This window comes from Streptomyces sp. NPDC048659 (assembly GCF_040650575.1).
Taxonomy (GTDB): Bacteria; Actinomycetota; Actinomycetes; order Streptomycetales; family Streptomycetaceae; genus Streptomyces.
Window position 1 is genome coordinate 1 of sequence record NZ_JBEZHM010000075.1, and the last position, 12,070, is coordinate 12,070.

The 12,070-nt window shown below is 71.1% G+C and carries 11 protein-coding genes and 1 pseudogene; 3 read left to right on the forward strand and 9 right to left on the reverse strand.

Annotated elements, in window-relative coordinates; translation table 11 throughout:
* The 7 genes and pseudogenes from AB0C99_RS35120 to AB0C99_RS35150 all read right to left on the reverse strand — a co-directional run.
* Nucleotides 1–326, reverse strand: a 326-nt coding sequence (locus AB0C99_RS35120) for a transposase (RefSeq protein ID WP_362483825.1), incomplete at its 3' end; no start/stop codon positions are given.
* Between the two features lie 45 nt (nt 327–371).
* Nucleotides 372–1,201 (reverse strand): annotated as a pseudogene (locus AB0C99_RS35125) (IS5 family transposase).
* 537 nt (nt 1,202–1,738) lie between these two features.
* Nucleotides 1,739–2,464: a respiratory nitrate reductase subunit gamma gene (gene narI, locus AB0C99_RS35130; protein ID WP_362483826.1), complete on the reverse strand. Its 726-nt coding sequence runs from the start codon at nt 2,462–2,464 to the stop codon at nt 1,739–1,741.
* Nucleotides 2,464–3,162: a nitrate reductase molybdenum cofactor assembly chaperone gene (gene narJ / locus AB0C99_RS35135; protein ID WP_362483828.1), complete on the reverse strand. Its 699-nt coding sequence runs from the start codon at nt 3,160–3,162 to the stop codon at nt 2,464–2,466. Before narJ ends, narI begins: the two co-directional genes overlap by 1 nt.
* Nucleotides 3,159–4,679, reverse strand: coding sequence for a nitrate reductase subunit beta (gene narH, locus AB0C99_RS35140; RefSeq protein WP_362483830.1), 1,521 nt, complete (start codon nt 4,677–4,679; stop codon nt 3,159–3,161). The genes narJ and narH overlap by 4 nt, the downstream gene beginning before the upstream one ends.
* Nucleotides 4,679–8,335: a nitrate reductase subunit alpha gene (locus AB0C99_RS35145; protein ID WP_362483831.1), complete on the reverse strand. Its 3,657-nt coding sequence runs from the start codon at nt 8,333–8,335 to the stop codon at nt 4,679–4,681. Before AB0C99_RS35145 ends, narH begins: the two co-directional genes overlap by 1 nt.
* 214 nt (nt 8,336–8,549) lie before the next feature.
* Complete coding sequence (locus tag AB0C99_RS35150) at nt 8,550–8,930, reverse strand: helix-turn-helix domain-containing protein (protein ID WP_362483833.1); 381 nt, start codon at nt 8,928–8,930, stop codon at nt 8,550–8,552.
* Nucleotides 8,931–9,006: 76 nt separating this feature from the next.
* On the opposite strand from AB0C99_RS35150, the gene AB0C99_RS35155 reads away from it, so the two are divergent.
* Entirely contained in the window at nt 9,007–9,417 is a 411-nt protein-coding gene (locus AB0C99_RS35155) for a RidA family protein (RefSeq protein WP_362483835.1), read from the forward strand.
* 27 nt (nt 9,418–9,444) lie between these two features.
* Here AB0C99_RS35155 and AB0C99_RS35160 read toward each other — a convergent pair whose 3' ends face one another.
* Both AB0C99_RS35160 and AB0C99_RS35165 read right to left on the reverse strand, forming a co-directional pair.
* A complete protein-coding gene (locus AB0C99_RS35160) occupies nt 9,445–9,645 on the reverse strand; it encodes a hypothetical protein (RefSeq protein WP_362483837.1) in 201 nt (66 codons plus the stop codon).
* On the reverse strand, nt 9,642–10,847 hold the full coding sequence (locus tag AB0C99_RS35165) for a hypothetical protein (protein WP_362483839.1): 1,206 nt from the start codon (nt 10,845–10,847) through the stop codon (nt 9,642–9,644). Before AB0C99_RS35165 ends, AB0C99_RS35160 begins: the two co-directional genes overlap by 4 nt.
* A gap of 201 nt (nt 10,848–11,048) precedes the next feature.
* Between AB0C99_RS35165 and AB0C99_RS35170 the strand changes: the two genes are divergently transcribed.
* Both AB0C99_RS35170 and AB0C99_RS35175 read left to right on the forward strand, forming a co-directional pair.
* A complete protein-coding gene (locus tag AB0C99_RS35170; RefSeq protein ID WP_362483841.1) occupies nt 11,049–11,288 on the forward strand; it encodes a hypothetical protein in 240 nt (79 codons plus the stop codon).
* A 17-nt stretch (nt 11,289–11,305) separates the two neighbouring features.
* Nucleotides 11,306–12,070 carry a pirin family protein gene (locus AB0C99_RS35175; protein WP_362483875.1) on the forward strand — a complete coding sequence of 255 codons (765 nt, stop codon included), beginning with the start codon at nt 11,306–11,308 and terminating at the stop codon, nt 12,068–12,070.

A 12,070-nucleotide genomic window follows, 5' to 3' on the forward strand; every position in this document is an offset into this window, starting at 1 on the left:
GCGCGGACGACGGTCGAGTCGACCGACACCAACCAGTCGATGTCGCCCGCCTTGTCCGCTTTCGCCTGGGCAGCCCGCAGCATCCGGTCGAACGTGCCGTCCGCCGCCCACCTGCGAAAACGCGTGTGGAGTGTGGCCCACGGGCCGTAACGCTGGGGCACATCCCGCCAGGCCGTCCCGGTCCGGAACTTCCACACGATCCCGTTCAGCACCCGGCGGTCGTCCAGCCGCTTCCGCCCACGCAACGACTCGGGCAGCAACGGCCGAACGAACTCCCACTCGGCATCCGACAGTTCATGACGACGTATCACGACACCATGATCCACCAATGGTGATCATTTGAAGACACCGCCTAGGGCCTGTCCGTAAAGTCATGGGAGCCAGAGTTGGAGGCAGGCGAGGGTGGCCATGGCTTGGTAGTGGCGGGCGCGTTTGTCGTAGCGGGTGGCCAGGGCCCGGTTCTGCTTGAGGCGGCTGAAGCAGCGCTCGACGACGTTGCGGCGGGCGTAGGCGGTGCGGTCGAGGCGGCAGAGGGATTCTCGGCGGCGGATGCGGCCGTTGATCTGGTCGATCCGTTCCGGGATCGTGCAGGCGATGCCGCGTCGTCGCAGGTAGGCGCGGATCTTGCGGGCTGAGTAGCCCTTGTCCGCGACGACGCGTCCGGGCCGGGTCCGGGGCCTGCCCGGCCCCGGGCGCGCGATGCGGATCCGGTCCATGACCGCCTCGAACTGGGTGCAGTCGTTGACGTTCCCGCCCGTGATCGTGAACGCGAGGGGCCGGCCCTGTCCGTCGCAGGCCAGGTGGATCTTGCTGGTCAGGCCGCCCCTGGACCGGCCGAGTGCCTCGCCTTCCCAGGGCCCCCTTTTCGGGCCCCGGCCGCGTGCTGATGGGCCCGGACCGTGGTCGAGTCCACGCAGACGACCGACCAGTCCACGGTCCCGACGGCGTCGGAGTGCTGCTGGACATGGGCCAGGAGCCGGTCCCAGGTGCCGTCGGCGGACCAGTGCCGGAAGCGTTCGTAGACCGTCTTCCACGGCCCGTAACGCTCCGGCAGGTCACGCCAGGCGGCACCCGTGGACAGCTTCCACAAGATCCCGTTCACCACCTGGCGCCGGTCCCTCACGGGCCTGCCCATCCGGCCCGGCGCCAGCAGCGGAGCGAGCACCACCCAGGACTCATCAGTCAGTTCATGTCGACGCACCACAAACGGACCAACGACCCAACGACTTTACGGACACGCCCTAGGGCCCCACCTATACCGAGCCGGAGCCCGAGGCCCCGTCTCGGCATCCGTTCAGGCGCCGGAGGCGGGGCGACGGGTAGAGAGGATGGCGTCCAGGAGGTCCCACAGCGGAGCGGGACCCGCCGCCCGCTGGGGTTCTCGTTCGGCTCTGTTGGGTGGATCCGCTGGCCGCCTACGACGTGCGGACGCAGGAGAGGGGGCGAGGTCGGCTCCGGCGTGGCGGAGTTGCCCGAGCGTCATCGGGTAGAGGTCGCGGATCCGCGGGGCGGCGTCGCCGGCGCTGTCGTGCTGGCAGCGTTGAGCGGGGAGTGCGCGGTGGGCTGTGTGGTGGTGGGCGCACCCGGTGGTGGGGGAGTGGCGGGCGGGGGCCATCGCCCTGTACGAGCCGCTCAGGTGCACTGTCGCCGCGTCGTGGAACGAGCGGAACGGGCTGGTCCGCGTCGAACGGGACCGTACGAGGCGCGGATCCTCAGCTGCGCAGAAGCGGTGCGGGGCTCACGAAGCCCGCTCCCAGCCCCGCCGCGGCGGCCGGTTCGCCTGCTGCTTCGGGTCCCGGCGGCGGTAGACCACGTACGGCCGTGCCAGGTACTTCAGCGGTACGGAGAACATGTGAACCAGGCGCGAGTACGGAATCAGCGCGAACAACGTGAAGCCGAACAGGATGTGCAGCTTGAAGGCGAGCGGGGCGCCGGTCATCAGGTGGTAGTCGGGGCTGAAGGTGAACAGGCTGCGGAACCAGACCGAGATGCCCTCGCGGTAGTTGTAGCCGTCCGTCTGCCCGGTGGAGTTGAGGATCGTGGCGGTCAGGCCGAGCACCATCGCGCCCAGCAGGAAGGTGTACATGAGGTGGTCGCTCTTCAAGGTCGCCCGGCGCACGGCGGGCACCTTGAAGCGGCGGTACACCAGGATCCCGATCCCCACTGCCGCCGCCGCGCCCGCGACCAGGCCGGTGGAGACGGCCAGCAAGTGGTACGCGTGGTCGCTGAGGCCCATCGCGTCGGTCCAGCTCATCGGGATCAGCAGGCCGACGACGTGCCCCAGCACCACGAACAGCATGCCGAAGTGGAAGAGCGGCGAGCCGATCCGCAGCAGCCGCGACTCGTGCAGCTGCGTGGAGTGGGTGGTCCAGCCGAACGAGTCGTACCGGGCCCGCCACACCGTCCCCGCGATGAGCAGGGCGACCGAGACGTAGGGGAGCACGCCCCACAGGAGGAGGTCCATCAGGTCGTCTGCCTCTCGGCCGAGGGTGCGGGGGCGGGTGCGGGGGCGGTCGGCCAGGGGAGGTCGGTCGGCGGGTCCAGGCCCGGGCCGAAGGGCTCCAGTACCGTGCCCGCGCCCACCAGTTCCTGCGGCGGTCCGTTGCGGGCCAGTGCCTTCGCCTCCGCCTTGGTGGCGGGAGACGGGCCGGGCAGCGTCGCGCAGACGGCCTCGAGCACCGCCGCGTACGGGCTGCCGGCCTCGATCAGGGCCAGGCGGAGGAGTTCGAGTCCGGCCCGGTGCTCCTGGAGCAGTTCGGTGCCGGCCTCCTCGCGCAGGGCCGCGAACTCCAGGGCCGCCGGGAGGAAGTCGGGCAGCTCCTCGTGCGCGAACTCCAGCCCGAAGTCCCGGTAGATGCGCTTGAGGCGGACCAGGGACAGGCCCCGGCGGCGAGTGTCGCCGTCGGTCCACCAGGTCAGGTACAGGCAGCGCCGGTTGCGGGTGTCGAAGGTGCCGGTGTACTCCGCGCAGAGGTCGAGGGGAGCGAGGGAGGCGGCGTGGTCGAGGAAGCCGGCCAGCAGCGCGGCCGGCGCCTCGGGGGCTTCGGCCAGGGTCGTGCGGAGCGCGGGGAGTTCGGCGTGGAAGCCGTCGCCGGGGTACTGGAGCACCCGGGCCGCGACGAGCCGGACGAGGGCGTCGCCGCTCAGGGGAGGCGCGGTCACGAGACCCTCCTGGTGGGGCTGAGGTTGAGCATCACGCGGGGCTCGGGCCGGTCGCCGACGGGGCACGCCGCGTCCAGCGGATGCGCGTCGGCGAGCGCCTCGGCCTCGGCGCGGGCGGCGGTCGGGACGACGAACCGGTCCTCGATCTTGGCGATGGCGAGCAGCCGGAACATGTCCTCCATCTCCGCGCCGGTCAGACCGACCGACCCCGCGATGGACGCGTCGGGCCGCTCGCCCAGGTTGATGGCGCGCATGTGGGCGCGCATCGCGGCCATCCGCCGCAGCACCGCCTCGACGGCGTACGTGTCGCCCGCGGTGAGGATCTCCGCCAGGTACTCGACGGGGATGCGCAGCGCGTCGATGGCGCCGAAGAGGTTGCCGGCGTCCTCGCCGTCGCCGCCGGTGGCGGCGACCGCCTCGACGACGGGCGAGAGCGGCGGCACGTACCAGACCATCGGCATGGTCCGGTACTCCGGGTGGAGGGGGAGCGCCACCTGGTAGGTGGCGATCAGGTCGTAGACCGGCGAGTTCCGGGCGGCCTCGATCCACTCGTGCGTGATGCCGGCGGCCCGGGCGGCGGCGGCCACGGCCGGGTCGTGCGGGTCGAGGAAGCAGTCGACCTGAGCGGGGTAGAGGTCGTGTTCGTCCTCGACCGCCGCGGCCTCGGCGACCTTGTCGGCGTCGTACAGCATGACCCCGAGGTAACGCATGCGACCCACGCAGGTCTCGGAGCAGACCGTCGGCATGCCGACCTCGACGCGCGGGAAGCAGAACGTGCACTTCTCGGCCTTGCCGGTGGCGTGGTTGAAGTACACCTTCTTGTACGGGCAGCCGGTCACGCACATCCGCCAGCCGCGGCACGTGTCCTGGTCGACGAGGACGATGCCGTCCTCCTCGCGCTTGTACATGGCACCGGACGGGCAGGACGACACGCACGCCGGGTTCAGGCAGTGCTCGCAGATCCGCGGCAGGTAGAACATGAAGCTCTGCTCGAACTCGAAGCGGATCCGTTCGCCGACCTCGTCGCGGATCTTCTCCACGACCGGGTCCCTCGGCGCGTGCGCGGGTGCGCCGCCGAGGTTGTCGTCCCAGTTCGGACCCCATTCGATGGTGTCGACGGGCTCGCCGGTGATCTGGGACACCGGGCGGGCGGTGGGCAGGTCGTCGCCCGCCGGCGCCTCGGTGAGGTTCTTGTACTCGTACGTCCACGGCTGGTAGTAGTCGCCGAGCTCCGGGAGGTGGGGGTTGGCGAACAGCCCGCCCAGCTTCTTCAGCCGGCCGCCCGCCTTCAGCCGCAGACGGCCCGAACGGGTGCGCTCCCAGCCGCCCTTCCACTTCTCCTGGTCCTCCCAGCGGCGCGGATAGCCCTGGCCGGGAAGGGTCTCGACGTTGTTGAACCAGACGTACTCGGTGCCCTGCCGGTTGGTCCACGCCTGCTTGCAGGTGACCGAACAGGTGTGGCAGCCGATGCACTTGTCGAGGTTCATCACCATCGCCACTTGGGCCATGACACGCATCAGAACTCCACCTTCTGGGACCGGCGGCGGATGACCGTCACCTCGTCGCGCTGGTTTCCGGTCGGCCCGAGGTAGTTGAAGGCCCAGGTCAGCTGGGCGTAGCCGCCGACGAGATGGGTGGGCTTGAGCATCACCCGGGTCAGCGAGTTGTGGATGCCGCCGCGGCGGCCGGTCTTCTCCGTCTTCGGGACGCCGACCGTGCGCTCCTGCGCGTGGTTCATGTACACCGTGCCGGGCGGCATCTTGTGGGAGACGATCGCGCGGGCGGTCACGACGCCGTTGCGGTTCACCGCCTCGATCCAGTCGTTGTCGGCGACGCCGATCGCCTCGGCGTCCTGCGGCGACATCCACACGGTCTGGCCGCCGCGGCCGAGCGTCATCATGTACAGGTTGTCCTGGTACTGGCTGTGGATCGCCCACTTGTTGTGCGGGGTGAGATACCGGACCGCCACGGTCCGCTCGTCGACGACGCCGAGCTCGGGTTCCCCGTACAGGGTGTGCATGTTCAGCGGCGGTTTGAAGACGGGCAGCGACTCGCCGACCTCGTGCAGCCAGTCGTGGTCGAGGAAGAAGTGCTGGCGGCCGGTGAGGGTGTGCCAGGGCTTCAGGTGCTCGGTGTTGACGGTGAAGGCGGTGTAGCGGCGCCCGCCGGCCTCGCTGCCCGACCACTCGGGAGAGGTGATCACCGGGACCGGGCGGGCCTGCGTGTCGGCGAACGTGATCCGCTTGCCCTCGGCCTCCGCGGCCAGGTGGGCCATCGGCGTGCCGACCTTCTTCTCCAGGGTCTCGAAGCCCTGCGTGGCGAGCCGCCCGTTGGACGTCCCGGACAGGGCGAGGATCGCCTCGCAGGCGCGCCGCGCGCTGTCGAGGCGGGGACGGCCGTCGGCGACGCCGCCCCGGACCAGGCCGTTCTTGCTGCCGAGGTACGCGACCTCCTCCTTCACGTCGTACGTGACGGCCTTCGTGGTGACGCCGAGTCGGTCGACCAGCGGGCCGAGCGCGGCGAACTTCTCGCCGACGGCGCCGTAGTCGCGCTCGACGACGCTCAGGTTGTACATGGTGCGGCCCGGCACGGGCTCGCACTCGCCCTTCGACCAGTCCAGCGCGACGCCGCCCGGCTGGGCCATCTCGCCGCCCGGCGTGTCGTGCTGCAGCGCGGTGGCGACCAGGTCCTTGCGCACCCCCAGGTGCGTCCCGGCGAGCTCGCCGAACCGCCGGGCGATCGCGAGGAACGCGTCGTAGTCGGACCGGGCCTGCCAGGGCGGGTCGACGGCCGGGGTGAAGGCGTGCAGGAACGGGTGCATGTCCGTGGAGGACAGGTCGTGCTTCTCGTACCAGGTCGCCGCCGGCAGCACCACGTCGGACAGCAGCGTCGTGGACGTCATCCGGAAGTCCATGCTCAGCAGGAGGTCCAGCTTCCCCTCGACGTCCTCCTCGCGGTACGTGACGTCCTTCGGCGCGCAACGCGGCCCGTCCTCGGGGAGGTTGGAGTGGGTGCCGAGGAGGTGCTTGAGGAAGTACTCGTTGCCCTTGGAGCTGGACCCGAGGAGATTGGCCCGCCACACGTTCAGCACGCGCGGCCAGTTGCGGGGAGCGTCCGGGTCCTCACCGGCGAAGCCGAGCGAGCCGTCCTTCAGCTGCCGCACCGCGTCCGCGACCGGGTCGTCGGCCGCCCCGAGTTCGAGGGGGTTGCGGTCGAAGGTCGGATACGAGGGCATCCAGCCCATCCGCGTGCTCGCCGCCAGGCAGTCGGCGCCCGTCATACCCGCGAACGCGCCCGTGCCCAGCGGCGAGGCCAGCGCCTCGGCGGGCAGCGTGTCGTAACGCCACTGGTCGGTGTGCAGGTAGAACCAGGCGGCGCCGATCATCTGGCGCGGCGGCCGCGACCAGTCGGAGGCGGCGGCGAGGGTCGCCCAGCCGGTGACCGGCCGGCACTTCTCCTGGCCGACGTAGTGGCCCCAGCCGCCGCCGTTGCGGCCCTGGCAGCCGGTGAGGGTGAGGAGGGCGAGGAAGGAGCGGTAGATCGTCTCGGAGTGGAACCAATGGTTCGTGCCCGCGCCCATGAGGATCATGCACCGGCCCCGCGACTGCTCGGCCGTACGCGCGAACTCCCGCGCCACACGGGTCGCCTGGGCCGCCGGGACCGAGGTCAGCGTCTCCTGCCAGCCGGGCGTCCCGGGCTGCGAGGCGTCCTCGTACCCCGTCGGCCACTCACCCGGCAGGCCCTCGCGGCCGACCCCGTACTGGGCCAGCATCAGGTCGAAGACGGTGGTGACCAGACGGCCCCCGACCCGGCGCACGGGCACACCGCGCCGGACCCGGCCGTCCTTGGCGTCGTCCTCGAAGCGGGGGAGCAGGATCTCGGCGCTCTCGCCGGTCTCCTCCGACTCGCCCAGCAGGGACAGGCGGGGCACGAGGTCGCCGAGGTCGAGATTCCACTCCGGCTTCTCGCCGCTGCCCCAGCGGTGCCCGAGGGTGCCGTTCGGGACGACCAGCTCACCGGTCGCGTCGTCGACGAGGACCGTCTTCCACTGGGCGTTCTCGACATCCTGGCCGAGATCCGCCGCGGTGAGGAACTTGCCCGGAACGAGGCCGTGTTCGGTCTCCTTCAGCGAAACAAGGAAGGGCAGGTCGGTGTACGTGCGCACGTAGTCCTGGAAGAACGGCGTCCGCCGCTCGACGAAGAACTCCTTCAGGATCACATGACCCATCGCCAGGGCCAGCGCACCGTCCGTACCGGGATGCGGGTGCATCCACTCGTCGGCGAATTTCGTGTTGTCCGCGTAGTCGGGCGAGACGGCGACGACCTTCTGCCCCCGGTAGCGGGCCTCCGCCATCCAGTGCGCGTCCGGGGTGCGGGTGACGGGGACGTTGGACCCCCACATCATCAGATACGCCGCGTCCCACCAGTCACCCGACTCGGGCACGTCCGTCTGGTCGCCGAACACCTGCGGCGACGCCACGGGCAGATCCGCGTACCAGTCGTAGAAACTGAGCATCGGCGCGCCGATGAGCGAGTGGAAGCGCGCCCCCGCCGCGTGCGAGGCCATCGACATCGCCGGGATCGGCGAGAAACCGGCGACACGGTCCGGCCCGTGCTCCTTGATGGTGTGCACGTGCGCGGCGGCGACGATCTCGACCGCCTCCTCCCACGACGCCCGCACCAGACCGCCCTTGCCCCGGGCCTTCTGGTAGGACCGTCGCCGCTCGGGATCGCCCTGGATGTCGGCCCAGGCGGCCACCGGGTCCCCCAGCCGCGCCTTCGCCTCGCGGTACAAGGACAGCAGCGTGCCGCGTACGTACGGGTGCCGGACTCGGGTGGGGGAGTACGAGTACCAGGAGAACGACGCGCCGCGGGGACACCCGCGCGGCTCGTACTCCGGCCGGTCCGGGCCGACGGACGGATAGTCCGTGGCCTGCGTCTCCCAAGTGATGATCCCGTCCTTGACGAAGACCTTCCAGCGACACGATCCGGTGCAGTTCACGCCGTGCGTCGAATGCACGACCTTGTCGTGACTCCACCGGTCCCGGTAGAACGCCTCACCCGCGCGCCCGCCGGTCCGATGCACGCTCCGTAGATCGTCGGACACCTCTGCCCGGGTGAAGAAGCGGCTTGCCCTGACGAGGCGGTCCACAGAGTCCTGAGGCTGTTGCACGGAGACACTCCAGGCCGAAATCGACGATGAGCTTCGACGCTACGCCCGCGAAACAGGCGAACCTGGTGACAAAGGTCCCGCGCGGCGATGACTAAATCCCGCTATTTGCCGGGCCGATCGGGCTCGGTCCACCGGGCTCATGGCGGGCTGAAACGAACTCGTGCGACCTGTGGTCCGGCTGCGTGACGAGGAGCCCACAGCCGCAGGGCCTGGATCATGTGCCGCTCGGCAAGTCCGTCTCTCGCGTCTCGAATCTCTCGCGTGCGCGCTCGACGGCGGGCATGTTCTGTGAGGCCCAGGCCAGCAGTACGTCGACGGGCGGCCGGAGGGTCTTGCCGAGGGGCGAGATCCGGTATCTGACCGCCACCGGGCGGGTGGAGACGACCTCGCGCTCGATCACGCCGTTGCGTTCGAGCCGCCGGAGCGTCGCGGTCAGCGACTTCTGCGTGACCCGGGGGATGGCCCGGCGCAACTCGTTGAAACGGCACGGGCGTTCGCAGAGCTCGTTGAGGACGCTGAGCGACCACTTGTCGAGGATCTGGTCGAGCAGCTCGCGGTGCGGGGCTTCGATCCGCAGTTCGTCGGCGGTATCCATGGCGAAACCTGGTCTCGTTGAAGTGTCCTTCTTCCACTAAGTAGCTTATCGATACCTACTTCGGAGGAGAGACGCCATGGCCGTTCAGTACGTCACCCCGGTCGGCATGCCGCAGCCCGTCCCGTACCACCACGTCGCCGTAGGTACCGGAACGAAGCACGTCCACGTCAGCGGCCAGATCGCGCGCCGGGCCGACGGGACCCCGGTCGCGCCCGGCGACCTGGCCGGGCAGGTCGCCCAAGCCCTGCGCAACACCGCGATCGGGCTGGAGGGCGCGGGTGCGTCGTTCGCGGACGTGCTGCGTCTGACCTTCTACGTGACGGGGTGGAGCCCGGCGATGATCGGCGATCTCATGGCCGGCGTGGAGGCCGTGGCCGAAGAGGTCGGCCTGCGACTCCCCCTGCCTCCCGCTTCTCTCATCGGTGTCGAGTACCTCTTCGAACCGGACGTCCTCGTCGAGGTCGAGGCGACCGCGCTCCTGGACTGACCGCTTCGGGGGGAGTTCAGAGATCTGTCAGGTGACGGCCCGTCGCAGGGTGACGCCGCCGCCGGCCGCGGTCAGGGTGCAGAAGGCGTTGCCGGTACAGGGATTCGAGCCGCGGGCCGGGCAGTCGTCGCCGGTCAAGGTGTCGGCCTCCTCGACGTAGCCATTGCCGTTGTCGCGCTGGGTCCACAGCCGGAACCGGGTGCCGTCCTTGCCGGTCTGGTGTGTCACCAGGTGATGCGGACGAAGCCGTTGCCGCCGCGGCCGTTCGTGCCCGGGGCGGCGCCTGCCGTCCCGCCGGTGCCCGCCATGGCCTGGGGGTTGGGGTCGGGCCCGCCACCGGCACCGCCCGTACCGCCGTCGCCGCCGCTCCCGCCCGCGGCGCCGCTCCCGCCCTGGCCCGCGCCGGCGGGGACGACCACTCCCTCCGGAAGCCGCAGCGCGCCACCGGATCCGCCCGCGCCGCCCCGGCCGCCCCAGCCGCCGTCGCCACCCCCGCCCACTCCGCCCTGAAGGGAACTGCCGCCCTTGCCGCCGGGTGCGCCGATACTCCCCGGGCGGCCGTCCGTGCCCGCGCCGCCGGCTCCTCCGGGGAAGGCGGTGACGCTGATGTCGTCGGTCCCGCCGCAGTCGACGTCCTCGTCGACGGTTCCGCCCTCGCCGCCACCACTGGCCGCCGCCCCGCCACCGGCGGCACCGCCGCTTCCACCGTCGCCGCCGAGGGATCCGTCGGCGACCAGGCCACGGCCCCCTCCGCCGCCGCCCGGGGCGGCGGGGCCGCTGCCCGCGTCCTTGCCGGCCTCCGCGAGGACCAGCACGTTGCCCCCGAAGACCTGGGACACGCTGGCGACCGCGTTCCCCGTGTCGCGTACGACGGTCCCGCCTGCACCGGCCGAACCCACCTCGGACGGTGTCAGTGCCGCACCGGGATTCCCGCCCGTACCGCCGGCGCCACCCCGACCGGAGGACGGGGCGTAGCCGCCGATGCCGGGAACCACCCGCAGCTCCTCGCCCGGGGTGACGCGTACGGTGCACTGGACCACCGAACCGGCGCCTCCACCGCCTCCTCCCCCTCCTCCGCCGCCCCCGGCACCGCCCCCGCCACCGCCGCCCTTCCCGCTGCCGAGGATGGTCCAGCTGCCGCCCCCGCCTCCGCCACCGCCGCCACCCCCGCCGGACGCGGGAGCGCCCGCTCCTCCTCCGCCGACGGCGAGGATGGTGACCTGCGTCACGCCTTCGGGAACGACGAAGTCGTAGATCTCGTGCTCGGCGAACTCGGCGACGCCGTGCGGCTGGGGGGCGGCAGAACGGGCCCCCTCGGCGTGGGCGGATGCCACGGAGGCGGCCAGGAGGCCACCGAGCGCGAACGGCAGCACGGCCCCATACCGCCGCGCACGGCCGCCGGGGACGGAAGAGGAGAACAAGGGTGTCATGAGCGATGCATCGGCATCGCGCTCCGTCATCTGTCGCCCGGTCCCCCTTCCGGGCCGCACCCGAATGCCCAGGTGAACGCCGACAGAGCCAGCCCGGGCGGGGCGTTCCCCCGGCGGCGCCGCACGACTGGCGCGGGTGCGGGCGCGACCGAATCCTGGACCTCCAGGCACCGCAGCACGCACCTTCGAGGAGACGGCCCCGTGGTGGAACTCCGCTACAAGATGATCATGGCGTTGAGTGCGGCCGATCTCGGCAGCCCGTTGTGCGAGAAGATCGCCGGGATCTGCGCCGAGGTCGCCGAACGGCACTTCGCGGTCGCGGAGGTCAGCCACCCCGCCGGGGTGGCCCCGGCGGAGGTGACCGTGATCGACGTGAGCCACGAGGTCCTCGCGGGCGCCGCCGATCCCTACGTCGTCATCGGCCCGGAGCGTCTCGCGTGAGCGCGGGGACGGCCGTCATGCGGCCCACGGTCGACGTCCGCAGGGCCAGGGACCGTTTCCACACGGAGATCAGCTGGCTGGACTCCTGGCACTCGTTCTCCTTCTCCCACCACTACGACTCCGCCAACACCCACCACGGTCTGCTGCTCGTCTCCAACGACGACATCGTGACCGCGGGCACCGGCTTCGAGACGCACCCGCACGAGGACATGGAGATCGTCACCTGGGTGCTGCGCGGCTCCCTCGTCCACCAGGACTCGACCGGCCACTCCGGGGTGATCTACCCCGGGCTCGCCCAGCGGATGAGCGCGGGGACCGGCATCCTGCACTCCGAGAAGAACGACTCCTGGACCTACGACCTGGCCCGCTACGACCGGCACGCGGAGCCGGTCCGCTTCATCCAGATGTGGGTCGTCCCCGACGAGGCCGGCATCACTCCCGGGTACGAACAGCTGGAGATCGACTCCGAGCTCCTGAAGGGCGGCCTGGTCACCGTCGCCTCCGGCATGGACCGGCACACGAACGAGTCGGCCATCCGGATCCGCAACAAATACGCGGCCCTCCACGCGGCCCGCGTCCAGCCCGGCGGCGAGATCCAGCTGCCCGAGGCCCCCTTCCTGCACCTCTTCGTCGCCGAGGGACAGGTCTCGCTGGAGGGCGTCGGCCTGCTGGAGCAAGGCGACGCCGCCCGCCTCACCGCCACCGGCGGGCAGAAACTCGGCTCCGCGGACGGGGCCGAAGTCCTCGTCTGGGAGATGCACGCCACGATCAAGGGATGGTGA

Coding starts and splice junctions, on each gene's coding strand:
- narH (WP_362483830.1), bottom strand. CDS start 4,679: ATGCGTGTCATGGCCCAAGTGGCGATGGTGATGAACCTCGACAAGTGC.
- narI (WP_362483826.1), bottom strand. CDS start 2,464: ATGGACCTCCTCCTGTGGGGCGTGCTCCCCTACGTCTCGGTCGCCCTG.
- AB0C99_RS35155 (WP_362483835.1), top strand. CDS start 9,007: ATGGCCGTTCAGTACGTCACCCCGGTCGGCATGCCGCAGCCCGTCCCG.
- AB0C99_RS35175 (WP_362483875.1), top strand. CDS start 11,306: ATGCGGCCCACGGTCGACGTCCGCAGGGCCAGGGACCGTTTCCACACG.
- AB0C99_RS35150 (WP_362483833.1), bottom strand. CDS start 8,930: ATGGATACCGCCGACGAACTGCGGATCGAAGCCCCGCACCGCGAGCTG.
- AB0C99_RS35165 (WP_362483839.1), bottom strand. CDS start 10,847: ATGACACCCTTGTTCTCCTCTTCCGTCCCCGGCGGCCGTGCGCGGCGG.